This window comes from Luteolibacter luteus (assembly GCF_012913485.1).
GTDB lineage: Bacteria > Verrucomicrobiota > Verrucomicrobiia > Verrucomicrobiales > Akkermansiaceae > Haloferula > Haloferula lutea.
The window spans coordinates 510,207-533,955 of sequence record NZ_CP051774.1 but is presented as its reverse complement, the minus strand read 5'-3'; the positions used below and the strand labels follow the sequence as shown (position 1 = coordinate 533,955).

Annotated in this window: 24 protein-coding genes; 8 read left to right on the top strand and 16 right to left on the bottom strand. The window is 60.5% G+C overall.

Going from position 1 to position 23,749, the window contains the following annotated elements:
* Positions 1-38 precede the first annotated feature (38 nt).
* The gene (locus HHL09_RS02140; RefSeq protein ID WP_169452851.1) at positions 39-1,025 is read right to left on the bottom strand and encodes a hypothetical protein; all 987 of its coding nucleotides are present in this window, start codon (positions 1,023-1,025) and stop codon (positions 39-41) included.
* A 267-nt stretch (positions 1,026-1,292) separates the two neighbouring features.
* Between HHL09_RS02140 and galE the strand changes: the two genes are divergently transcribed.
* The 4 genes from galE (at position 1,293) to HHL09_RS02120 (ending at position 4,749) form a co-directional block, all read left to right on the top strand.
* Entirely contained in the window at positions 1,293-2,294 is a 1,002-nt protein-coding gene (galE, locus tag HHL09_RS02135) for a UDP-glucose 4-epimerase GalE (RefSeq protein WP_169452850.1), read from the top strand.
* Between the two features lie 89 nt (positions 2,295-2,383).
* A complete protein-coding gene (locus HHL09_RS02130) occupies positions 2,384-3,052 on the top strand; it encodes a prepilin-type N-terminal cleavage/methylation domain-containing protein (RefSeq protein ID WP_169452849.1) in 669 nt (222 codons plus the stop codon).
* Between the two features lie 7 nt (positions 3,053-3,059).
* Positions 3,060-3,782 carry a prepilin-type N-terminal cleavage/methylation domain-containing protein gene (locus tag HHL09_RS02125; RefSeq protein WP_169452848.1) on the top strand — a complete coding sequence of 241 codons (723 nt, stop codon included), beginning with the start codon at positions 3,060-3,062 and terminating at the stop codon, positions 3,780-3,782.
* Between the two features lie 22 nt (positions 3,783-3,804).
* Positions 3,805-4,749 (top strand): PulJ/GspJ family protein, encoded by a 945-nt coding sequence (locus HHL09_RS02120; protein ID WP_169452847.1) that lies wholly within the window; start codon positions 3,805-3,807, stop codon positions 4,747-4,749.
* 96 nt (positions 4,750-4,845) lie between these two features.
* Here the strand turns inward: HHL09_RS02120 and aroB are convergent, their stop codons facing one another.
* The 5 genes from aroB to gatB form a co-directional block, all read right to left on the bottom strand.
* A complete protein-coding gene (aroB, locus tag HHL09_RS02115) occupies positions 4,846-5,931 on the bottom strand; it encodes a 3-dehydroquinate synthase (RefSeq protein ID WP_169452846.1) in 1,086 nt (361 codons plus the stop codon).
* 62 nt (positions 5,932-5,993) lie between these two features.
* On the bottom strand, positions 5,994-6,773 hold the full coding sequence (locus HHL09_RS02110; RefSeq protein ID WP_205760962.1) for an Hsp33 family molecular chaperone HslO: 780 nt from the start codon (positions 6,771-6,773) through the stop codon (positions 5,994-5,996).
* A 57-nt stretch (positions 6,774-6,830) separates the two neighbouring features.
* Positions 6,831-7,661, bottom strand: a complete 831-nt coding sequence (locus HHL09_RS02105; protein WP_169452845.1) for a DNA-methyltransferase — start codon at positions 7,659-7,661, stop codon at positions 6,831-6,833.
* A 55-nt stretch (positions 7,662-7,716) separates the two neighbouring features.
* Positions 7,717-8,058: a DUF2185 domain-containing protein gene (locus HHL09_RS02100; protein ID WP_169452844.1), complete on the bottom strand. Its 342-nt coding sequence runs from the start codon at positions 8,056-8,058 to the stop codon at positions 7,717-7,719.
* Positions 8,059-8,064: 6 nt separating this feature from the next.
* Positions 8,065-9,516 carry an Asp-tRNA(Asn)/Glu-tRNA(Gln) amidotransferase subunit GatB gene (gene gatB / locus HHL09_RS02095; protein WP_169452843.1) on the bottom strand — a complete coding sequence of 484 codons (1,452 nt, stop codon included), beginning with the start codon at positions 9,514-9,516 and terminating at the stop codon, positions 8,065-8,067.
* 150 nt (positions 9,517-9,666) lie between these two features.
* On the opposite strand from gatB, the gene HHL09_RS02090 reads away from it, so the two are divergent.
* Positions 9,667-11,490, top strand: coding sequence for an SLC13 family permease (locus HHL09_RS02090; RefSeq protein WP_169452842.1), 1,824 nt, complete (start codon positions 9,667-9,669; stop codon positions 11,488-11,490).
* Between the two features lie 3 nt (positions 11,491-11,493).
* Here HHL09_RS02090 and HHL09_RS02085 read toward each other — a convergent pair whose 3' ends face one another.
* The 7 genes from HHL09_RS02085 to HHL09_RS02055 all read right to left on the bottom strand — a co-directional run bounded on the left by HHL09_RS02085 (position 11,494) and on the right by HHL09_RS02055 (position 17,709).
* Entirely contained in the window at positions 11,494-12,180 is a 687-nt protein-coding gene (locus HHL09_RS02085; RefSeq protein WP_169452841.1) for a hypothetical protein, read from the bottom strand.
* Between the two features lie 49 nt (positions 12,181-12,229).
* On the bottom strand, positions 12,230-13,684 hold the full coding sequence (gene ffh, locus HHL09_RS02080) for a signal recognition particle protein (RefSeq protein WP_169452840.1): 1,455 nt from the start codon (positions 13,682-13,684) through the stop codon (positions 12,230-12,232).
* 49 nt (positions 13,685-13,733) lie between these two features.
* A complete protein-coding gene (locus tag HHL09_RS02075; RefSeq protein ID WP_169452839.1) occupies positions 13,734-14,987 on the bottom strand; it encodes a polysaccharide deacetylase family protein in 1,254 nt (417 codons plus the stop codon).
* Positions 14,988-15,369: 382 nt separating this feature from the next.
* A complete protein-coding gene (locus tag HHL09_RS02070; protein ID WP_169452838.1) occupies positions 15,370-15,831 on the bottom strand; it encodes an SRPBCC family protein in 462 nt (153 codons plus the stop codon).
* 71 nt (positions 15,832-15,902) lie between these two features.
* A complete protein-coding gene (locus HHL09_RS02065; RefSeq protein ID WP_169452837.1) occupies positions 15,903-16,379 on the bottom strand; it encodes a DUF7919 family protein in 477 nt (158 codons plus the stop codon).
* Positions 16,380-16,430: 51 nt separating this feature from the next.
* Complete coding sequence (locus tag HHL09_RS02060; RefSeq protein WP_169452836.1) at positions 16,431-16,898, bottom strand: GNAT family N-acetyltransferase; 468 nt, start codon at positions 16,896-16,898, stop codon at positions 16,431-16,433.
* Positions 16,899-16,974: 76 nt separating this feature from the next.
* Positions 16,975-17,709 (bottom strand): sterol desaturase family protein, encoded by a 735-nt coding sequence (locus tag HHL09_RS02055; protein ID WP_169452835.1) that lies wholly within the window; start codon positions 17,707-17,709, stop codon positions 16,975-16,977.
* Positions 17,710-18,065: 356 nt separating this feature from the next.
* Between HHL09_RS02055 and HHL09_RS02050 the strand changes: the two genes are divergently transcribed.
* Together HHL09_RS02050 and HHL09_RS02045 are read left to right on the top strand one after the other, a co-directional pair.
* Positions 18,066-19,772: a beta/gamma crystallin-related protein gene (locus HHL09_RS02050; RefSeq protein WP_169452834.1), complete on the top strand. Its 1,707-nt coding sequence runs from the start codon at positions 18,066-18,068 to the stop codon at positions 19,770-19,772.
* Positions 19,773-19,847: 75 nt separating this feature from the next.
* Positions 19,848-20,777 (top strand): hypothetical protein, encoded by a 930-nt coding sequence (locus HHL09_RS02045; protein ID WP_169452833.1) that lies wholly within the window; start codon positions 19,848-19,850, stop codon positions 20,775-20,777.
* A 29-nt stretch (positions 20,778-20,806) separates the two neighbouring features.
* Here the strand turns inward: HHL09_RS02045 and plsX are convergent, their stop codons facing one another.
* The 3 genes from plsX to HHL09_RS02030 all read right to left on the bottom strand — a co-directional run bounded on the left by plsX (position 20,807) and on the right by HHL09_RS02030 (position 22,622).
* The gene (gene plsX / locus HHL09_RS02040) at positions 20,807-21,835 is read right to left on the bottom strand and encodes a phosphate acyltransferase PlsX (protein ID WP_169452832.1); all 1,029 of its coding nucleotides are present in this window, start codon (positions 21,833-21,835) and stop codon (positions 20,807-20,809) included.
* Between the two features lie 88 nt (positions 21,836-21,923).
* Entirely contained in the window at positions 21,924-22,106 is a 183-nt protein-coding gene (rpmF, locus tag HHL09_RS02035) for a 50S ribosomal protein L32 (protein WP_169452831.1), read from the bottom strand.
* Positions 22,107-22,118: 12 nt separating this feature from the next.
* On the bottom strand, positions 22,119-22,622 hold the full coding sequence (locus HHL09_RS02030) for a YceD family protein (RefSeq protein ID WP_169452830.1): 504 nt from the start codon (positions 22,620-22,622) through the stop codon (positions 22,119-22,121).
* A 504-nt stretch (positions 22,623-23,126) separates the two neighbouring features.
* On the opposite strand from HHL09_RS02030, the gene aat reads away from it, so the two are divergent.
* A complete protein-coding gene (gene aat / locus HHL09_RS02025) occupies positions 23,127-23,747 on the top strand; it encodes a leucyl/phenylalanyl-tRNA--protein transferase (RefSeq protein WP_240963712.1) in 621 nt (206 codons plus the stop codon).
* The last annotated feature ends 2 nt before the right edge of the window (positions 23,748-23,749 follow it).

Sequence of the window (23,749 nt, the reverse complement as noted above, 5' to 3'; positions counted from 1 at the left end):
TTCCCGGCAGGCCTTGGATAGCTCTGAAGTTCTTGGACTCAGGCGTCTTGCCCTTGGCCGCCGCGGCGTTCTTGCATCTTCTGTTTCCAGTTTCCACCACCGCCGCCGCCGCCGCCGCCGCCATTGGCACGTGGTTCGCGTTGTGGAGGTGCTTCACGCGGTGCTGCCTGTTGACGCTGCGGACCTGGACCGCCGCGGCCATATTGCTGCTGGCGTTGGGCGTCCTGAGCCCGGGCTTGGCGGGATCCGCCCCCGTTACCACCGCGGGGAGTTGTGTCCACCTGTTGGTTGTAGTAGGGATTCCGCGAGCGTTGGTTGCTTTGCTGCGGGCGCTGCGGTTGGGCTTGGCGCGGCTGCTGCCGCTCTTGTTGCAACTGCTGAGGCTGCTGTTGCTGGCGTTGTCCGCCACGGCCCCAGGCCTTGTTGTTAAACTGCTGTTGTTGCTCCCGGATGTTCTGCTGGCGCTGGCCTTGCTGCTCGCGCATCGCCTGATTGCGCTGCTTCTGATAGAACTGGGCGTCCTTGTACTTCGCGGCGGCGCGCACGCGCTGTTCGCGCATGGCATCGGCAGCGCGGTCGTTCTTCTCGCGGACGTTTTGCGCCCAGCGGTAGTTGCGGTTCTTCAACTGCTGGATGCGGTCCTGGTAATTGCTCAGGTAGCGGTCGCGGAAGCCGGATGGCGGTGCCAGGACGCCATGACCCGGATACCAGCCATGCGGGTGGTAAGCTCCATAGATCGGGCGCGGGCAATAGCCGGCGGGATAGTAGCCATAAAGGTAGGGATCGTAGTAGCAGCCCCGGTAGCGGTCATAGTAGCAATAGACCACCGGGTCGTAGAGCCAGCGGTCATTGCTGGTATAGACGAAAGTCGTGCTGCCTCCGCCGTAGTAGCCGCCACCGCCCCCCTCATAGTAGCCGCCACCGCCGCCACCGCCGGCGTAGTAGGGGTCATAATAACAGGAAGTGGCGACGACGGTGAGAAGCGCCGCGGTAGCTCCTTTGATCCAGCGGGATGTTGCGGTCATGGTTTTGAAACGGTGGTTGGAGGGAATTATTCAACCGATCCGATAGAAGTCCAGAGGGGGTGGAAACCTTCTGCCGTTTCGTGGCCGCGTCCCGTTTTTTGCGGGGGAGCCGGCGCCCCACTCCGAGGGGGCACTCGCCCGGGTCATGGTTTTGCGCCGTGGGATGAAAGGATTTATTCGGTTGAATCGTGCGAAGTCCAGCGGGCGGGTTGACAGGTAGCCACAGAATCCATTTCCTGCGGGCGTCAAGCTGCCTAAATCTCATACATGACCGCCCCTGTCCTCGTTACCGGAGGAGCCGGCTATATCGGCTCCCATACTGTCAGATTGCTCGCATCCCGGGGATACAAGGTCGTCGTTCTGGACAATCTGGTTTTCGGCCACAAGGAAGCGATCGTCGATGACGGCGTGGAACTGGTGGTGGGGGACGTGGGCGACCGTGCCCTGATCACCCGGCTCTTCGACCAGCACGGCTTTGCCGCGGTAATCCACTTCGCTGCCTACGCTTATGTGGGCGAGTCCGTGACCAATCCGCTCAAGTACTACCGCAACAACACCGCGGAACCTCTGAACCTGCTGGAAGTGATGCAGGAAAAGGGCTGCAAGAATTTCGTCTTCTCCTCCACCTGCGCCACCTACGGCGTGCCGGAGACCATCCCGATCGTGGAGAGCAACCGGCAGGACCCCATCAACCCTTATGGCCGAAGCAAGCTGATGCTCGAGCAGGTCCTCAAGGACTGCGATCACGCCTACGGGCTGCGGAGCGTCTCCTTGCGCTACTTCAATGCGAGCGGTTGCTCTGAGGATGGCGTGATCGGTGAAGATCACAATCCCGAAACCCACCTGATCCCCCGGGTCCTCATGGCTGTCACCGGCGAGGTGTCCCATGTTGATGTCTTCGGCACCGACTATCCGACCCCGGACGGCACTTGCATCCGCGATTACATTCACGTGAACGACCTCGCCGAGGCCCACTTGAAAGCGCTGGAGCATCTCGCGGCTGGAGGGAACACGATCCAAGCGAACTTGGGAACCGGCGTGGGGGTCTCCGTAAAGGAGATCATTTCCGCGGTGGAAGAAGTCACCGGCCGCACCGTCCCGGTCAAATACGGCCCTCGCCGCGAGGGTGATCCGCCTCAGCTTCTGGCAGATCCTTCTTATTCTAAGCAGGTGCTGGGCTGGGAGGCCAAGCACAAGGATGTCCGGGACATGGTCCGCTCCGCTTGGGCTTGGGTGGATGGTCCCCGGAAGGGCCACTATCCGGCCTAATCCTGTTTTTCACGTAATCGCGATGTAAACACATTCCCGCTTGCATCCGGCAAAAAACCGCAGCATAAGTCCTCAAAATAAAACCCGCCATGACTTCACCCAAGAAACGACTCCTTGGAGGCTTTAGCCTTATCGAGCTCCTTGTCGTCATCCTGATCATTTCGCTTCTCCTGACCTTGGGGGCCGTAGGCCTGCGAGGGATTACGGGGGGTAATGGAGTCGGGGCTGCCGTTGCCACCTCGGAAGCGGTGTTTGATGAAGCCCGTTCGATCGCGGTCGGAAAGGGAACCAAATCGCGCGTGCTGGTGGATATCAATGATCCCCGGGACACCGAGAATTACCTTCGCCGCATCGTGGTAGCTTACCAGAAGCTGGATGAGCAGGGCGAGCCTACCGAAGAGTGGGAGCTTGCCAGCCGCGCGCTGAACCTTCCGGAGAAGACCTTCTTCAGCAAGTCCTACAGCAAGAAGGATCATGAGGCCGGGAGCGGGGACATCGAAGAAATGACCCTCACCATCAACAAACGCGCCTTCGATGGCCGTTACCTCTACTACGAGTTCAACTCCGAGGGGATTTGTACCTCTCCGGGCTCGAGCTTCGTGGTTGGCTCCGGCATTCGCCCCGACGGCGAAGAGCCTCGGGTGACCGGCGACGGCAAGCGCGACTTTGCCGGCTTTGTGATTTGGAGAAACGGCCGCACCTCGCTGTTCCGCGGGCCGGACCAAATCGGCATTCCTTCCGACGTGACCAAATTCTGACGACAACATGAATTCCACCCTTTCACGCATGCGCCGCGGTTTCACTTTGATGGAAACCGTTATCGCCATCGGTGTGCTTGCCTTGCTTCTCACCGCGTTCCTCGCCGTTTTCGGCCCCGCCACCACGGGTCTGCGTAAGGCGATCAGCGTTCAGGAGGCGGACCGCTTGGCCGCGGCTCTCGAACGCGAGCTTGTGACCCTTCGTCCCGGCGGTTCGGGCCCGAGCTACACCACTGGCTTCGACAAGGCCTATAACTGGATCGAACAAGCCTCCGATGGCAGCGAGACGGTGATGCTTTACCAGTATCGCGGAAATCCGACTTCGCTGCGCGAGGACGGCACCATGGAGCCGTTTACCCAAGGCGGAGGTGTCGCCGGTAAGGATTTCGTGGTCCAGCCGATGGTTCGCCTGCGCTCGGACACCCTGCTGATGGAAGACCTCAACGCACTCGACGGCCGGATCTTCGCGGCCAAGTTGACCCAGCTTGAGTTCAGCAACGGCCAGCTCAAGAAGCGCGAGAGCGGTGGCATCAACCCGGATCCGAACAACACCGGCGAGTCCTTGGGTGGCTCCGGTTCCGACGCCTACGTGGAAGCGGTTATTGCTTTCGCCGCGGAGTTCTTCATTGTGCCGAACAGTGCACCGGAATACGTCCGGCAGGGTGGGAAGTTCGATCCGAACAACCTCACCAAACCCATCTTCACCCGCAACCTCGCCGTTCGCCGCTAAGACAGCCAACTGCTGACTTCCAATGAAAACCCCTTTATCCTTAAAGCGCCGCTTCCTGCGCGGCTTCACCCTGATCGAGCTGATGGTCGCCATGGCCATCACCACGGTGATCGTCACCGTCCTCGTTTCCATCACCGGTGTGGCCTTGGATTCGTGGCAGCGTGGTCGTGCGGAGATCCGCGCATCCCGCCAAGCGAAGTCGATGCTGGATACCCTGGCGAAGGACTTCGAGTCCATGGTATCGCGCCGCGGCAATTCCTTCGAGTGGATGTATGCGAAGATCAGCAGCGATCTGCCGGGTACTTCGGCCAACCAAAGCTCGAACGCCGCAGATCTGATTTTCTTCACTGCTGCAACCGACCGTTACCTTGGTGAGATCGGTACGGCGAACGATGCGGGAGGCGACGTGTCCTGCGTGGGTTACAAGCTCGAATATCAGGATCCGGTGAAGGGCACCGAGGAAGATGATTCCTCCACCTTCGTGTTCTACCGCCTGCTGGTGAATCCGGATGATACCTTTAAGGATCTACTGGGCCAAGCTGACCTGAAGGCGGCTTTCTCCAGCTACGATGACAAGGTCAAGGAAGTGGAGAACTTCGTCTGCGAAAACATTTATCAGTTCACGCTGACCTTCCAGGTGGAAGTGACCCAGCCGGGTTCGGGTAACAATGCTCCGACCACGGTGCCGGTGCGCGTGACCCTCGGTGAAGACGCTGCCGGAACGGAGATGATCCTCCGCGGCAATGGCTTGGAGACCGATGCTTCCGTCGGCCAGCTCAAGCCGGTCGTCAGCATCGACGAACTCAAGGCCGGTCGCCTCAAGGGCGTCGAAATCGGCATTACCGTGCTTTCCGACGCTGCTGTGATCCGTCTCAACACCCCCGGCCTCAAGGATGAGGTGCGCGAGAAGATCCTGGCTCAGGAATCCTTCCAATACTCCCGCACCGTCGAGTTGCCGGGAATGTAATGGGTTTGTCTTTCAAAGACCCCGTCGTCCGAAAGGGCGACGGGGTTTTCTGTTTTTGAGTGGTGGGTAGAAGATAGATTGCCTTGCGGGTCCAACTTAAAGCGGATGCCGCAGGTGTTCGATGGCCTCCTGCAGATCTTCCGCCGTTACGGCATCGCTGACGAAGGCATCGCCAGCCTTGCTCAGCAGGACGAAGCGGATCTTGCCTGCTTCGAATTTCTTGTCGCGGCCCAGCTTGTGAAGGATTTGTTCCGTCGTGATCTGGTCCTCAAGAATGAGGGGCAGCCTGAAGTGCTGGAGGAGTCCGAGGATCTTGGCGGAGTCTTCCTTTGATAGTCCCGAGCGTTTCTCAGAAAGATAGAGGGCGGCACGCAGTCCGAGTGAGATTGCCTCCCCGTGGAGCATGCTGCCGTAGGGGACTGCCGCTTCGATACCATGCCCGATGGTGTGGCCGAGATTGAGAAGGGCACGGATGCCCTTGGTTTCATGCTCATCCACTTCGACGATCCGAGCCTTGATGGCGATGTTCCGCGCGATCAGGTCAGCAGGTACCTCGCGCGTCGAAGGGTCGAGCGCGGCAATATCAGCGATCATTGCGGCATCTCGGATGGCGGCGTGCTTGATAACCTCCGCGTAGCCTTCGCGATACTCGCGGTCCGGCAGCGTGGCGAGCACGTCGGGATCGACGATCACCAGGGCCGGCTGGTGAAAGGCTCCCAGCAGATTCTTGCCCTGCGGCAGGTTTACCCCTGTCTTCCCGCCGACAGACGAGTCCACCTGTGAGACGATTGTTGTCGGGATCTGCACGAAAGGGATGCCGCGATAGAAGACCGAAGCGACGAACCCGGCCAAGTCGCCGACCACTCCGCCGCCGAGGGCGACGACGAAGGAGCGGCGGTCATGCTTGGCCTCTGCCATGGCGGCGCAGAGTTCCTCCACTTGGCTCATCGACTTCGATCCTTCGCCTGCGGGAACCTCGTGAAGGCTTGGAGCGAAGCCAGCGGCTTCGAGACTCGCAAGCAGCTTGGCGCCGTGATGACGGGAGACATTCGCGTCGGAAATTACGGCCGCGCGGCCACGGACACCTGCTTGCTGGATTGCCTGACCTGCTTGGGAGAGCAGGCCTTTTTCCACCAGGACATCGTAGGAACGGTCCCCGAGATCGACGCGCGTTGTCGGCATGCCGCGGAGCATGGAGAGCCGGACCGCGAGGGCCAATCCTAATCCCGTCCCAAGAATCGGCCTCAGAGCATGTCGCGGGTCACACGATACTTCGCGGCGCAGCGCGGACACTGGACCGTGATGACATCGGCGTCCTCGAAGAGTTCGTCCATGCGTTCGCGCCAGGATCCCAGCACGGGCAGGATTCTCCCGAGATCGCAGCCACAGTTGAAATGGAAGCGGCGGGTCTCCAGCAGGGTCGTTTCTTCGGTCTCTTGAATCCGCTCTGCCGCATCGGCATCGAGGCCGGCAAGCCATTCCTCGTCGCAATCCGGCTGGGCGGTAACGAGTGTGAAAAGCTCGTCATCGTGGCGGAACATCCGCGCCGGCCGCTGCTCGGATTGCGCGTAGTATTGCTCTACCCAGCGCAGGGGATCGCGGCCCTCCACTTCGAGTGTGGAAAGGCGCGGCTCGGCCCATTGCTTCGCAGTCACCTGCGAGTAGAAGAAATTGCGATCGGGCTCACGGACGTCCTCGGTGAAGAGACGACCGGTTACGGATTCCTCCAGAGAACTACCGGTCACAAAGATATTCACGCGCGGTGCGCGGAGGTTCACGGTCCATGCCACGGTCTCCGCCCATGGGCGCGCCACGCAGTGGAGGGTGATCGCGGCGAGGCTGTCCTTCAGCATCTCATCCAGCTCCTGCGAATGGCGGATGCCATGCTGCATCAGGTGCAGGTAGTAGTCGGTGTAGATCGGCGCGAACTTCGCACGCAGCACCAGGGCATTTCGATGGCGGACGAAGATGGATTCGACCTTGGTGTATTCCTCTACGCTGTCTACCTGCTCCGGCTCGTCCACGCCGGAATCTAGAAGGGGAACGGGGGAAACCAAACGATTATTTGCGCGGCAGGGGGGCTACTTGCCTGGTCCGGTTTCGGAAAGGTCCACCTCTTCCAAGCGCTGCCGGGCGATGGACAGGTAGTAGTCATCCAGCTCGATGCCGGTGAACTCCGCGAGGCCTTGGCGCTTCGCTGCCACGGCGGAGCTGCCGATGCCGAGGAAGGGGTCCAGCAGGCGGGTGGCGCTTCCTTTGCCATGCAGGAGGATGCACTGTTCCACCAGTGCGATCGGGAAGCTGGCGGGATGGGGTCGCTCCTTGTCGCGGGAGTTAATCGTGTCGTAGGGGATGAACCAAGTGTTCCCGCGGCACCTGCGATCGACGCCTCCGGTATGTCCCCAGCGGGCGATGTTGGACTTGTCCTGATAGGGCACACCCGCGCCGCGGCGGTCGACTTCAACCTCGCCGCGCTTGGTCAGGTGGAAGACATACTCGTGGCAATCGTTGACGAAGCGCTTCGAGTTGATCGGCTTGAAGTGACCCACGCTGATCTGCTCGCTACTGCGGGTCTCGACGGTGATCGATTTGATCCAGTGGAAGGTATTCTGAAGGACGAAGAGCGCCTCCGGACCTTCGGTGAAGGCGAGCACGATCTGATGGGGGAGCAGAGGGTTTGCAGGGGATGCTCCGACGTTGAGGAAGAATGAGCCGTCATCGGAGAGCACGCGCTTCAGCTCCGTGGCCCAGGCACGACACCAGTCGAGGAATTCGGAACGTCCCGCGGTATCGTCGAAGGAGCGATAGTTGATGCCTAGATTGTAGGGTGGCGAGGTGACAACGAGATCCACCGAGCTATCCGGCAAGGTGGGCAGGATCTCGAGGCAATCGCCGTGGTGAAGCATAGGCATCAATATTGAAGATCCGGCATGAAAGTTAGGCCTTGGAAGCCTATGCGCACCCGTTCTAGGGCTCCTCTTCTTCGAACAGATCCGTGCCCTCAATCCGACCGAATGCCGTTCCCGCCTCGCGATTCAGATGGGGGATGATCGCCGGGTCGTAGTTGCAGATCGTGTTCACCTCATAGGCCGCCCAGTTCGACGGCATGTCGGCATACTCCTGCGTCTCGTCTCCGGAAAGGAAGCGCCAGCCGGAGTCGGCTTCATTGTCCGGCTCCTCGCGATACATGTAGCCGACCTTCATTCCATCGACCGTGATCCGGTCCGTCGCCAAGCATGCTCCCATCGGCGGGATCAGCTCCTTGATCTCTGAAGCGGGGATCCGGAACTTCGTATCGCTGGAGGCCATGGAAACTTAGAGTTTCGATTTCAGCAGATCTGTGACCTGCTTCGGGTTCGGCTTGCTCGGGGAGGCCTTCATCACCTGGCCGGTGAGCCAGTTGAGAAGCTTCTCATTGCCGCCTTTGATCTCGGCGACCTTGTCCGGGTTCGCAGCGATGACTTGATCGCAGAGCGCATCGAGTTCGCCGGCGTCGGTCGGTTCGAAGCCGAGTTCCTTCGCCACGGCCGCGGGATCGCGGTCCGGGGCGTCAAGCATCACGGCGAGCACTTCCTTCGCTTGGCTGAGGGCCAGGGTGCCATCTTCGACGAGCATTAGCAGGCCACCGATTTTCCCGGCTCCCACTGGTGAGTCGGCGATGGCGATGGAGCGATCGTTGAGCGTTCCGAGCAGGGTATTCAGCAGGAAATTCGCGGCTTTCTTTCCGGGGATGCCGGGAGTTGCGGCGAGGGCTTCGAAGTAGGTCGCGAGCGGAAGATCCGAGGATAGCACCGAGGCATCGTAGGTAGTGACGCCGAAGTCCGCCTCGTAGCGGGCGGAGCGTTCGTGCGGTCGCTCGCCGAGCATCGGGCGCACCTTGTCGAGGATCGGCCCGGTGACGATTGGCAGGAGATCGGGGCAGGGGAAATAGCGGTAGTCGTGTGCGTCTTCCTTCGTCCGCATGAGTTGGGTTTCCCCGCGATCATCGTCCCAGCGGCGGGTCGATTGGATCTGCGGGATGCCCATGTCGAGCTCCTCGGCCTGGCGTTCGACCTCGTGATAGATCGCCCGGCGTACGGCCGAGATGGAGTTCAGGTTCTTCAGCTCGACCTTCGCACCGTAAGGGTCTTCCTTCTTCTTGCGCAGGGAGATGTTCACGTCGCAGCGCATCTGACCCTTCTCCATATCGGCATCGGAAATCCCGGCTTGTTGGAGAATCATCTGCAGGGAGCGCAGGTAGGCACCTGCTTCCTCCGCGGATTCGATATCCGGCTCGCTGACAATTTCCATCAGGGGGGTGCCAGCGCGGTTGAAATCGATCAGCGAGGAGTTCCCAAGGTGGGTGGACTTCGCCACGTCCTCTTCCAGGTGGATGCGGTTCAGTCGCACCCGGTGGCCGGGGCGGGCGATGCTTTTCCGCGCATCCGTGGGGTAGCAGTGGTCGTAGAGGGGAACGGAGCCGCCGAGGCAGAGGGGGAAGTCCATCTGCGTGGTTTGGAAATTCTTTGGCATGTCCGGGTAGAAGTAGCTCTTCCGATCCCAGCGGGAAATTTCGGGGGAACCGCAGTCCAGATAGAGCCCGGCCAGCAGGGTTTTCTCGATCGCGTAGCGGTTCAGCACCGGGAGCGCGCCGGGCAGGCCCAGGCAGACCGGGCAGGTGCGGGTATTCGGCTCGTCACCGAAGGAGGTTTCGCAGGAGCAAAACATCTTCGTGCGCGTTTTGACCTGACAGTGGACTTCGAGACCGATGGTGACGAGGTAAGGCATGGGAAAGTGACGGACGGGCGGAGTCTGCGGCGCTGTCGGCGATTGGCCAATCCCGAATCTCGCCCGATCCGCTGCCTCGCCCCGGGCTTGCCATTTTTCCATGCCCGGTGCATGGCCGGGCCGGTTGACCCCACACGGGGAGACTTTCACATGACTTGGGAAATCGGACTCACCCTGGCGGTCATCGTCGTGACCCTCATCGCCTTCATCCGCGAATGGGCTGCGCCGGATGTCATCGCACTCACCGTTCTTTGCGGCGTCGTGGCCTTGGGGCTGATCGACCCGTCGAAGATGACGGAAGTCTTTAAAAATGAAGCGCCGCTTACCATCGCGGCGCTTTTTGTGATCGGGGGCGCGCTGGAGAGGTCTGGAGCGGTCGATCACATCGGCCACATCTTGAAAACCAAGCTGTCCGGGAATCTACGCTGGGCCATTTTGTGGTTTTCCGTGCTGACCGCCTTCTTCAGTGCGTGGATGAACAACACGGCCATCGTGGCCATCCTGCTGCCGGTGAACCTCGGCTTCGCCCGCAGCAAGAACATCCCGGCCTCCCGGCTGCTGATGCCGCTTTCCTATACCTCCATCTTGGGTGGCTGCTGCACCCTGATCGGCACCTCCACGAACCTGCTCGTGAACGGTGCGCTGAAGGACCTCGGCGAGCGGCCGATGACCATGTTCGAGCTCGCACCGGTGGGTATCCCGCTGGCGATCGCGGGTATCGCCTATCTGGTCATCTTCGGCCCCAAGCTTATTCCAGCCCGTTCCTCAATCAGCGGTAGTCTGGACATCGAGAACCGCACCACGCCGCTTTATCATATCTTGGTGGAAGAAGACTCTCCGATGGTGGGCAAGCCGCTGTTGGATACCCCGCTCTTTGACCGAGAGGGAGGAGTGCACCTGCTTGAGATCCGTCGCAACGGGCAGCGCATCATGCGGCCGATGAATACCATCACGGTCGAGAAATACGATCGCTTTTTGGTGGCCGTGCACAGCCGGAACAAGAGGACGGTGAAGCCGGAAGAACTCTTCGCCTCGATCCGTGCGCAGGTGCTCTCCACAGTTGACGGGCTGGTGACGGAGCTGGTGGTGCGGGATGAGTCGTCCCTTAACGGACAGACCTTGGCGCGCTCCGATTTCCGCCAGAAATACAATGCCGTGGTGCTGGCAGTGCATCGCGATGGGGTGAACATCACCAAACAGCTGGCCAGCGTGCCTCTGGAGATCGGTGATACCTTGCTCGTCATCACTCCGGCCCACAACCTCGATGAAATCGAGGATACGAAGGACTTCATCCTCACCGACAAGCCGGTCGATGACACTCCACCACCGCCGAAGCATCATTCCCGGATTGCTTGGGCGACTCTGATTGGCGTGGTGGCCGTGGCCACGATCACGGATCTGGTGAACGGGGTGAACCCGAGCTTTCCGGTGGTCCCGATCCACTACGCTTCGCTGGTTGGCGCGCTGGCACTCCTTTGGTTGAAGGTGATCACTCCGCGCGATGCCTACGCGAGCGTGGACTGGCAGGTCATGCTGATGCTTTACGGCCTGCTGGGACTCGGCATGGCGATGCAGGCGACGGGCACGGCGGAGTATCTCGCGGAGACCTTGGTGAAAGTCACAAGGACGATGTTCTCACCCGAGCATCTGCCGCTGGCGACTTTGTGGCTGGTCTTCCTGCTTACCTTGTTGCTCACCGAGGTGCTTTCCAACAACGCCACGGCGGTGATGATGGTGCCGATCGTGGTGAAGCTGGCGCATGAACTGGGTGTGGACTCACGACCCTTCGTCATGGGAGTCACCGTGGCGGCGTCCACCGCCTTCGCGCTGCCGATGGGCTACCAGACTCACCTGATGGTCTATGGACCGGGGGGCTACCGTTTCTCGGACTTCCTGCGGGTGGGCATTCCGCTAAATATCATCTGCTGGGTCGTGGCCTGTCTGGTCATCCCGCTGGTGTGGCCCTTCCACTGAGCCTTACTTACTCTCGGTGTAGACGACCATCACGGTGAGAGGGGATCCGCTCTTCCCGTAAGCCAGGAACGTGAGCTCCTTCTTGCCACCGGCGTAGCTGAAGCGGGCCCGTCTCACTCCATTGAGATCGTAATTACTGCGCGAGGTCGATGAGGAGGAGAAGAGCTTGGCGGCCTCGGCATCGGCGAATTTCTCGACGTCGTCCATGGCGTCGGCGGTCTCCATCACCATGATGCCGTGGATCTTGTCAGGCAGGTCCTCATGAACCAGGGAGGTGATACCGCTCGCTCCGGGGTAGCGTGGCACCCAGGCGGGAACTTTGGTGAGGTCGCCTTGGAACAAAGGAACCGGTGTTCCCGAAGGATCAGGCATGACTACTTTTCCACGTACGATTTCATCGTAGGTAGTCTTGACCTGATCGGGTGAACCAGTCGGGGCGAGTATGACGGTCCCGGCTTCCTGATTTTCGGCCAAGCGCCCGATTTCCGGATGTGTCTGAAGCACTTCCTCGACCATCGGAAGGGCGGGGTGCTGTTTGAATTTTGAGAGCACCGATTTTCCAACAGTCAGGCCGACGATCCCCGCGATGAGGAGGATCAAGACGATCACGCCGCCGCAGCCGATTCCCACCCACGCAAAGGGTGGGAGACCTTTCTTCGGCGGTGCGACAGGAAAGGGAGGGGGAGCCATGCTCATGTGCCGAGGTTATTTAGCGAAGATGGCAAATCTTCAGGTGCAATCAGAAGGGGAACTTACCCTTCATCTTTTTCATCAGCTCGTCGATGTTGCCGAGATCTCCGGCACCGCCACCGCCGAGGCTGCCCAGTCCGCCGGGCATCTTGCCGAAGTTCGGCATCTTGCCCATGTCCGGCATGCCGCCCATCTGCTTCATCATGTTCTTCATCTTGTTCGGGGAGCGCATCATCTTGCGCATCTCGCCGAACTGCTTGAGCAGCTGGTTCACTTCCACGAGCTTCACGCCGGAGCCTTTCGCGATGCGTTCGCGGCGGGAGTTCTTGATGATTTCCGGACGGCGGCGCTCATCGGGCGTCATGGACAGCACGATCGCTTCGGTGCGCTTCATTCGCTTCGGGTCGAAGGCGGCATCCGGGATCTGCTTCTTGATCTTGTTGAAGCCGGGAAGAAGGCCGAGCAGGCCCTTCATGTCGCCCAGCTTCTGGAGCATCTTCATCTGATCGAGGAAGTCATAGAAGTCGAACTTGCCCTCCGCGAGGCGCTGGATCGACTTCATTGCGTCCTTCTCGTCGATCTTGGAAGCGACTTGTTCCACCATTCCGACGATGTCGCCCATCCCGAGGATACGGTCGGCCATGCGGTTCGGGTGGAATTCGAAAAGCTGGTCGAGCTTTTCGCCTTCACCGGCGAACTTGATCGGCTTGCCGGTGACGGCACGCATCGAGAGCGCGGCGCCACCACGGGCATCGCCATCGAGCTTGGTAAGGATGATGCCGGTGATGCCCACCGCTTCATCGAAGTGGCGCGCCACGGAAACGGCTTGCTGACCGGTGGCGGAGTCGGCCACGAGCAGGGTCTCCTTCGGCTGGAGGAAGGCATGCAGGCGCTTGAGCTCTTCGATCAGGCGCTCATCGACCTCCTGGCGGCCGGCGGTATCAAAGATGATGACGTTGTGATTCTGCGTCTTCGCCCACTCGAGAGCGTCCTTGGCCACCTTCACCACATCGGTCTCGGAAGCTTCGGGCGTGTAGACGGGGACATCCACCTGTTTCGCCAGCACGGCGAGCTGATCGATGGCGGCGGGACGGTAAAGGTCACAGGCGACGAGGAGGGGCTTGCGGCCTTCGCGCTTCAGGCGCAGGGCCAGCTTGCCCGCGGTGGTCGTCTTTCCCGCGCCGTTCAGGCCGCAGATGAGGACATAGCCCGGATCCGAGAGATCAAGCGGCACTTGATCGCCGCCGAGCAACTCGGCCATTTCGTCGTGGAAGATCTTAACGATCTGCTCACCGGGCTTGATGGACTTCAGCACGTCCACGCCCATGGCCTTCTCCTTCACGTGAGCCACGAATTCCTTCGCCACGCTGAATTCCACATCGGCCTCAAGGAGGGCCAGGCGGATGTCGCGCAGGGCGTCGGTGATATTGGACTCGGAGATTTTCCCGACCCCGCGGAGATTGCGGAAGGTCTTGTCGAGGGAGTCGGCGAGATTCGAGAACATGTGAGAAAAGGGAAAAGATCGATGAGAGAGGAAACAAGGAAGAAACCGCTTATTCCTCAGGCAAGTAGGCGGCTTCCGGGTCGATGCGGAAGGACCAGCGCAGCGGAACTTCGGGTGGTTTGCCCTTGCTGTCCAGCCATGACACCGCGACCTGACAAACCGGGGAGCGGAGGCGGCGGTTGACTTGCCACGAGTAGGACTTCGCATTCGAGTCGTAAACCGCAGGAACCTCGCCGAATCCGCCGACTTTCATGGAGAGGGTGGCGGGATTGATATCTGCTACGGCGGAAAGGTCCGCGCTGATCAGCGGCAGGCGGCTATCGATCATGCTGCCCGGTTCGGGATTGACAGGGTGCGGGGTGGTCTGCGGGGCGATCGCCGTGCTGCCCGCGGTGGCAGTGCTGCCGCCCGCGACGTCATTGAAGCCGGTAGCCAGCTCGAAAATCCGGTCGTGGGTGCCGAGGATGATGTAGCGGGGCAGCGTGTGGTCGTCGTTCGAGCGGCGGATTTTGCCCGGCAGCACGGTGAAAAGGTGCTCGTAGCCCAGTTCCTTGGAGATGGGGTCCATCTCGGCGGTGTGGATGCCACCCGGGTAGGCGTAGGTCGTGACCCGGGCCTTGAATTTCTCATCGAGGAAGGTCTTCGACTCGCCGAATTCCTTGCGCAGGAACTTCTCATACGCGGCGGCACCCTTCCGGCGATAGCTGCCCGGATAGGAGTGGCTGACGGAGTGGCTGCCGATGCTGGCTCCGTTCTTCTGCATCTCTTCGACCATGGCGGAGGTCAGGGCCTTCCCGCCGCCGTCGATGTAGTTCTTGTAGAGGAAGAGGGTGAAAGGATAGCCGAACTCCTTCAGGATCGGGTAGGCGTCCGTGTAAACCGCCTTCCAGCCGTCATCGATGGTGATGACGATGCTCTTGTCCTGAATTTCCTTTTCCCCGCGTTTCCAAGCTTGGAAGTCCTCCATCCGGATCACGGGAAGCCCGGCATTCTTGATCGCCTCCATCTGCTTCCGGAACTTCGAGGTCCGGATAATCATTTCGGTCTCCGTGGCGGTCTCCGAGAAGTCGTGGTAGCCGAGCACGGCCACGCGCACGCCATCGTCCGGGATGACCGGGGCCGCGGGCTCGGCTGGTGCAGGAGCGGGGATCGGGGCCGTTTCAGGCACCGCGGTTCCCTCCGGGGCAGTTGCCGGAGTTGGTGTTGCGGGCTTCGGGGCAGGTGTGGGAGCTGGCGCAGGCGGGGTTACCTGCGCGGACGCGGTCAGCGGCAGGAGCAAGGCAAGCAGGAGAGCGAGCTTCATTCGGGTTCGGATGGCCGGAAGTGTAGCCGCAGGGAGCCGGGTGCGAAGCGCGAAGTGTGGGTGAACGGGATCGGGCGGGCTGGCATAGGGGGAGAAATGGAAGCAAATGAATGAGGCGGTGGGATTTCCGGAAGTTCTCTGGTCCCCGGCCCCAATCTCCCGGCCGCAGCCTCGAAAATCCGACGGAGTGCCGAGCCTGTTATCCCTGTTTTAACAGGAAAAATAACAGGCGCTTGGTTCCCGTGAGCGACGCATGAGCGCTTTGCCCGAGATTCACCGGAGTAGCCGGTCTTTTGGAAGCGCTGCCAGTGGTCCCCGCGTGAATTTCGGATCGTCCTACCGAGACTTGGGACTAGCTTGCCGGGAGCCTTACCCGGCTTTGCTAGAAGGAAGCGGTCGCGGGTTGGTTGCGCCAGTTTTTGAAGACATAGAAATGCACCCGTTTGAGGCCGATGCAGAACAAGGCTTCCTTCACCCGGCTCAGGAAGCCCTTCGCCTTGATACGGGTGACTCGAGTGATCCGCACGCCTTTGGGGATTTCCTCGATGTGAAAGTCCTCTTCGATGGATTCGACGCAGCGTCCCCACTGGTGGTCGGTGGAGCGCATGCGGAATTTCAGGCGGGTCGGCGGATTCCAGTGGGTGATCGTCTGGATCACCGTGCCGCGATCCGAGATGCAACGACGTTCCGCTCCGACTTCGCCCACTGCGCTTGGGAGTTCGCAAGCGACGGGGCGGGGAACGCCAAGGCAGAAGCGCCCGGATGCCGTCATCTGCGAACTCGTGAGCAGCGGCCACAGGCGCTCTGCTGTGCTTTGAATGATCGTGGAGGTTGCGACGTTCATGGGTTGGCGGCGGGGTGCTAGATGTCCGAGGTGGGATACTGAGCGTTGGCCCGGGGCTAAAACTTGTCTGCTCAAGAGGGTTCTGGTGCCTCTAATCGCTTGAGCCATTCCCGACCGCCGGAGTCGAGGAGAAGCTTGAGATAGGCATTGGAGCCCTGAGTCGGACAGGCTCCAAGAGCATCGATAAAGCTGTCAGGCGGCAGATAGCCGTGAGCATCGATGTAGTGGGCGATGTTCTTCGGTGAGACAAAGATCTCTCTACCATTTGGGACGAAGATCTCTGAACTTGAGGTCGATTGGAAGGAGTAGCCTCCGAAGTGACTTTGGGAGGTCGAGAACTGACAGAGTTCGCAGTGGTGAAAGCCCGCCCATGCGAAGGGCGCTTGCCAGGGCTTTCCCAAATGCATGCAGAGTTGGCGAAAGAACCCCTCGCTCACCTTTCCCCGGGGATAGTCGTGGTCAGGGTCCAGCCACCCGATCGCGGTGAGCGGGATGCCGGTGGAGTGGGGGAGATTGCAGCAATGATCTCCGTCGCGAAGATAGGCCATGGGAAGAGTGTCGACAATCGGTTCGAACGTGCCGCGCTTGTGAAGGTCGCCTTATGCTTCGCGGTCGAAATCCCGTTTCTGCAGAAAGAAGCGGGTGTGTCCGGGTGGGCAGTCTTCGAGTTTTCCGAAGACGACATAGCCGAGCGACTCGTAGAATGGAAGCGCTTGGAAGTCGAAGGTATCAAGGTGGGCATGCTGGCAGCCGCGTGCGCGGGCTTCCTGATGGGCGGCTGCGATCAACTTCTGGCCGAGCCCTTGTTTCCGGAAGTCTTCCGCGACCCAGAGCCATTTTACGAAGAGCCAGTTCCAGTAGGTATGTCCGGTGAGGCCGGCGACCACCTTTCCCTCGTGCCGAGCCAGAACGGCGATGTCGCGAGACTTGGAGGCGGGGGCTTGGCTCTCGTTGTAGTCGACGAGGCCGCGCAGGATCACGTCACGGTCTTCGTCCGTGCAATGATCTTCGACGAAGATGATTGGGGCTGTAATCCCGTCGGGCGATTCTGGCGGATTCTTAGTCATTTCAGTTTCTACGATCTGAGGGCTGTCAAGCGCGAGGCCCGTCGGTGCCAAGTGTTGGCCAGGACGAACTGTTAGCTCAAGATCCCTGCCGGAAGCGCCGCTCATAGTCCGGATCCAAGGTTCCGAAGAGCTTGTCCCAGAAGAGGGTGTAGAAGCCGAAGTTGTAGCGCGGATGCTCGTGGTGTTCGGCGTGGAAGGTCGAGCTGCCAATGAGTCTGAGCACCGGCAAGCGGCTGAGGAAGGCGGGGAAGGGTTCGACTCCGGCGTGTCCCAAGGTGCCGAAGAGGACATTGAGCGTGAGGTAACCGATGAGTCCTGCAAGGCTCATGGGATAGAGGGTGAGGAAAAGAATCATCAGGCCGCCGAAGCCGATCACTTCGAGAGGATGCAAGACGAAGAGACTGATGGGATTCGTCGCTTCATGGCGGTGGTGGAAGCGGTGAATCACGCGGAACATCACCGGGTGATGTGCGGCCCGATGGAATACGTACATGCCGAGATCCATGGCGAACACCATGAGCAGGCAGTCGATGACAGAGCGGAGAATGCCTCCGTCGCGGAGCTCGATCCAGCCGCGCGTCCATAAACACCAGCCGCCGACCGAGACCGCGGCGTTCAGAATCACCGCAGAGAAGGCTGCGGCCAATTCGACCGAACGAACGGGTTCCCACCGATCGAAGATTCGCTTGCCCTTGAACATCACGCCCAAGGCCCAGCAGAGCACGATGGAACCTCCAAAGATCGCCAGATTCGCGACGAGGAAGAAACCCGCGGTTTGGAGTGCCGTGGCCGTGCGCAGTGCTTCGAGCATGTCAGGATCACGCTGTCTTCAGTTCGCGAAGAGGGCAACCGCAATCCATGGATAAAGTTGGCTTGGAAGTCATGTGAAGGTGGATTGTGCAAGATTCGTAAGGTCTTGGAGATGTACATGTCACAGTTACCTGAAGTGCTTGGAAACCCAATGGGCAAGCGGGTTTCCGGATTGTGTGACCTGTTAGGATTTGTCCTTCGGCTTGGTATGATGGCCAAAATATTTGACCCGACGGGTAGAGGGGAGTTAGTGGTCGGATTCTATTCCTGCATCTCTACCTGGGCGGAGATCGGGAATGGCTAACTCGACAACGCCCAATGAAAAAAACCACCTATCAAAGGAAGAATCGTGCCCACATGTTTCTGAGTGCCGCTTTCCTGGCGGCAGGCGCGGGAGCCGCGATGGCCCAATCGCAACCAGCGAACACGCTCTCGATCGCCACCTACGGTGCGACCGGGAATGATACGACCGACGACGTCACCGCAATCCAGAATTGCTTCAATGCCGCGCGAACGCAGGGCAGGGGAGTGTGGATCCCGGCGGGGACCTACTATGTCGGTACTACTTTGTCCGCCACGGACATCACCATCACCGGAGCAGGGATGAATAGCAGCACCCTTTTCCGGGATGTGAACGTGAATCCCAGCGATGGCGCGAACTACCTGGACATCACGCGCTGCACGGTCCGTGACATCGGACTCAAGGGAAATGCCCCGAACCGTGCGCAATCCGCCACCGGTATCAATACCCAAGGCGTGGGCTGGCTGGTAGAGCGGGTCCGCTTTGAAAAGGCCCAGGCCGGCATGTGGGCCAGCGGGTCGAACGGCACGATCCGGAATTGCCAGACCGTAGACACTTGGGCTGATGGCCTGAACATCAACAACGGTGACGGCCCCAATAAACTCGGTGCCTACCTCACCGTCGAAGATTGCAACATCAACGGATCCGGAGACGACGGGATCGCGATCAATTCGCAAGGGATCTCACTCGGTCGGCAGAACATGCAGGATCCGAAGGTGCTGAACAACACCCAGACGAATTCCTTCGGCGCGAACGGCCTGCGCATCGCGGGCGGAATCAATTCGCTGATGCAGGGAAACTCGGTCTCCGATCAGGTTTCGACCGGTGAGAATGGCATCCAGGTAGGCAAGTTCAGCGCGGATGGCTTCCAGTGCGTGAACGGCCAGGTGAACAACAATACCTTCACCCGGGTAGGCGGCCACAATGACACCGCGGGGATCTGGGTCTATGAGGATGCGATCTGCAGCTTCAGCGGGAACAACATCATCGACTCCTATCAGCATGGCGTGCGGATCGGCAGTTGCTCGATCACCTTCGGGGACAACAACACGATCAGCCATCCTGCGAAGCGGGGTGTGTGGGTAGTCAGCGGGTCTTCGGGTTCGGCGAACATCAAGAACAACACCGTCTCGAATCTGAATGCCGGGCAGCCCGCTTTCCTCAATGAGGCCGGTGGCGCGATGAACGTGACCACCACCGGGAACAGCTGGCAGACCGGGACCGGTGTCGTCTTCTATCAGAATACGAACTACGGGGGATCAGCGGGATCGGCCTTGCAACCGGGGAACTACACGCTCAGCCAGCTCGCTGCGGCCGGTGTGGCGAACGATTGGGCATCGTCGGTCAGGGTACCTGCCGGCTGGTCGGTGCAGTTCTATTCGGACGACAACTTCAGCGGTCAATCGTGGACCCGCACTGCGGATACCCCGAGCTTTGCCTCGCTGACTCCGAATGCGAACGAGCAGATGTCCTCCTGCCGGGTGACCGGACCCTCGGGTGCGACCTTCTACCAGAATACGAACTACGGCGGTGCGGCCAGCCAGTTGCTGCCGGTGGGCACCTACACGCTGGTGCAGATGGCGGCGAGAGGCCTGGTCAATGATTGGGCGTCTTCCGTGAGGGTGCAGAGCGGGCGCACGGTCACGATGTATTCCGATGACAACTTCAGCGGGCAATCGTGGGTTCGCACGGCGGACACGCCGAACTTCACGACGCTGACTCCGAACGCGAACGACGTAGTGTCGTCGGTGCGTGTGGATTGATGGAGCCCTGAACCGGCCCCGGCTTTCCTGGCTTCCATTCGGGAGGCCGGGGCCATTTTCGAAAATCAGATGACGATGAAGACGAATACAAAACCCCGTCTTGTTGTGGGGTGCATCATTCTTTTCGGCGGTGCCTTGTTCGTTGCGATGCTTGGAGTGAGTCGAGAGCCTCAAGCCGGAAATGGCAAGGTGGCGGAGCATTCACTTGCTCCGAAGCATCAGACTGAATCGAGCCGTAGGACAGCAGCGCAAAAGGCGGCGGAGTTCGCGCGCTTGCAGGAGGAGATTCTGGCGCTCTTGGCTACGAAGGATCCAGCGAGCATCAACCGCGTCTATCAGAAGCTGGTGCCTGCCTTGGCAAAGCTCGATCCGGAAGCGGCGGCAGCATTTGCATCATCGCAGGAGAATCCGGAATGGCGGGCTGATCTGATGATGGTGGTGGTTCAGAGTTGGGCTTCCTTTGATCCGGACAAGGCACAGGACTGGGCGGCGAATCTTCCGAACCCTGCAGACAATCCCCGTGAGCGGGACACGATGGTGAGCTACGTTTCCTTCGAGGTGGCGAAGACGAATCCGGAGAGGGCGGTGCGTGTGCTGCGGGAGACCAACATCAATGCCGACCGCCGCGAGATCATGGTCGAGAGTCTTTCGCAGCAGTGGTCGCGTGCGGATGACTTGCAACCGCTCGCCGAGTGGCTGGCGACCTTTCCGGAGGGGGAGGAGCGCGACAGCCTCTTCGCGAGAGTGGCGAATGCGCAGGCGCAGACAGATCCCGCGAGGGCGGCGGCCTTGGTGAGCCGCGAGATCCCGGCCGGCCAGATCCACGAGGAAGCGGTGCTCAATGTCTTGCGCAAGTGGGCGTGGACGGATGCCGAAGCGGCATCGAAGTGGGTGGAACTCTTTCCCAAGGATGATCCGATCTACATGCTCGCGATCAAGACACTGGGCGAGACCGTGGCGCGGCGGAATGGCCTAACAAAACCGCCGGCACAAGTGACGAGGTAGAGTTCCTGCCTGTGCCTGCCGCTAGTCCACTAGGTGAGCGCCACCTTCGCCAGAGTCTCCTGGATGTGGGGATTCACCTTGTGCTCGTAGGTTTCCATGCCGACGCGGATCGCATTGCGGACGGCGACGGCGGTGGAGCCACCGTGAGCGATAATGACCACGCCATTCACGCCGAGAAGGGGACTGCCGCCGTAGGATTCGGCGCTGGCGCGTTCCTTGAGGGCCATGAAGGCGCCCTTGGAAATTTTCGCGCCGAGCATGCGGATCGGGCTGGCGGTGAGCTCGGCCTTCAGCCACTTGAACATGGCCTTGGCGGTGGCTTCGCAGGACTTCAGCACGACGTTGCCGGTGAAGCCGTCGCAGAGCACCACGTCGAGCTGGGTTTCGAAAAGATCGTGGCCTTCGACGTTGCCGACGAATTCGAAGGGTGCCTTGCCGCTGTCGGCGAACTGCTTGAGCAGGGCGAAGGTCTCCTTGGTGAAAGTGGTGCCTTTTTCGTCTTCCTCACCATTCGACATGAGCCCGACTTTCGGCTGCTTCACGCCGAGGGCGTACTGGGCGAAGGCGCTGCCCATGATCGCGTAGACGAGCAGGTGCTCAGGCTTGGCTTCGGGGTTTGCGCCGGCATCGAGCAAGTGGCACACGCCGAATTCATTCGGCAGGCCGGAGGCGATGCCCGCGCGGTCCACGCCTTCGATCAGACGGAGCTTGATGGTGGCGGAGGCGACGGCGGCACCGGTATTGCCCGCGGAGACGAAGGCGTGAGCCTCGCCGGCCTTCACCAAGTCCATCGCCACATTGATGGAAGACTGCTTCTTGCGGCGCACCGTCTTGGCGCCCGGTTCGGCCATGCCGATGGTCTCCGGGGCGTGGACGATCTGCACGCGGGGATCGGAAAGGGAGAGTCCTTGTTTCGCGCACTCCGCCTCCAAGGCTGCCTGATCTCCCACGAGGAAGATCTTCTCGATCGCGGGGTAAAGCTGCAGGGCTTCCTTGGCCCCTCCGATATTGACGGCGGGGGCGTGGTCGCCGCCCATGGCATCGAGCGCTACTTTCATCGCGGGTGCATCGTGAGACCCGGATACAACAAATCACCGTGCCGGAAAAGCCGGCACGGCGATCTTGAAAAATCCGGGTCGGAGCGCTTCAGAGCGCATCCACTTCAAGAACCTTGCGGCCAGCGTAGTAACCGCAGGACGGGCAGGCAATGTGCGAAGGCACGCGGCTGCCGCACTCGGAGCAAGACTTGAAGATCGGTGCGCGCCAGCGGCTGGCACCCCGGCGCATCTTTTGCCGGCTCTTGGACTGACGGCGTTTTGGTACGGCCATGACGTGAAGGTATTAGCGTTCGGAATCCAGTTTATCCAGCGCATCGAGGGCCGACCAGCGGTCGTCCCCTGCGGCGCGGGGGCGGGTCTCTACCCCATCCTCTGCGGGTTTGTCCACTGCCAAATAGCGAGGATCGATTTCGCAGTGCATCGGTTCGTCCGCTTCCTCGCAGCGCGGGTAGTCCGGGATCTCCAAGAGGAGCTCCTCCCGGAGGGCGTCGGTGACGTCCACAGATCCTTCATCCTCAATCTCTACCGAAACATTGGCGGGGTCGACGACGAGGGTCTTTTTGAAAGGATGGACGGTGCGGACGCAGATCAATTCGAAGGGTGCGGAAAGACTGCCGGAAAGTAGCAATTCCGAGCCGAATCGCTGGACACGGAGGTCGTAGACCATGGGGCCCAGCGGTTTGACGTCGTGCTCGGGGAGGTCGAAGATCTCCGGATCAATCTCTCCGCTGAAGTTTTTGCCTTCCTCGGGCAAGGTGTGGAGATCAATGGAAAGACGGGCGGACATGGGCGAAAAGAGTGTGGGAGGGGCAGGGAGATTTCAACCCGCATGAGGGGATGTGCAAGGGGAATGGAGAAAGGCCGGCCGACTATTTGCCAAGCGCTTGTTTCCAAAATGGATTCCGGAACTCCGGTGCGTGAATGGCGTATGGATCCCGGGGGCTTTGCCGGATATCCGATGGCGGGGACCTTTGGAATCCGTTCCTGTTCCTCCTGTTAAAAAGAAGAAATTTAACAGGGATCTCTCTGCCGAACCCTTGGTGGCAGTAGAAGGTCTCCGGCCGAGAAGCCCGACGATGGGTATGGTGAGAGGCCCGATGTGCACGAGAAAGGGGATGTTGGCTCGGGAAGCTTCGCGCATGTCGGTGGTAAGCTTCTACTGCCAGTGGAAGGGCATTGCGGGGCCCGGGAGAACTTGGCTGACCCTATCCGCGACCCTCAAAGCTTGGCTCGGCAGTCCGCCGAATCCGATTGAGCGATGGGGATACTGCATGCATGTTAGCCGCGGAACGTGTCCGGATTCCCGCCAGCCCAGATCATCCCGCCGCAAGTGCTGCTTGGTGCCTATGCCCAAGGGGTTTTCCCGATGGCAGATCAAGGTGAGCTCACGTGGTTTTCGCCGTTGCTGCGCGGGGTGATCCCGCTCGATCACGGCTTCCACATTCCCCACGGCATGAAGCGTGCGATGAAGCGGTCGCCCTTCGTCGTGAAGTGGGATACCGATTTCCGCGGTACGATGCAGGGCTGTGCCGACCGCGAGCGCACCTGGATCGACGCCACCATCCTGGAGAGCTACTGCCTGCTGCACCGCCTCGGCTATGCGCATTCGGTGGAGGTGCATGATGAGGAGGGCCTGCAAGGCGGGCTCTACGGGGTGGCGCTAGGAAAGGCCTTCTTTGGAGAGAGCATGTTCTCCCGGAAGACCGATGCCTCCAAGTTCGCCCTAGTCGCGCTGGTGCGCGAATTGCAGGCGCGCGGCTTCATGCTGCTGGATACGCAGTGGCTTACCGATCACCTTCGGAAATTCGGTGGGATCGAGGTACCGCGGGATGAATACCAGCGGCGGCTCAAGGATGCGCTGGGGCCGCAGGACGGTGTCTTTCATCCGCCGCCGCTCGGTCCCGGTGCCTGATC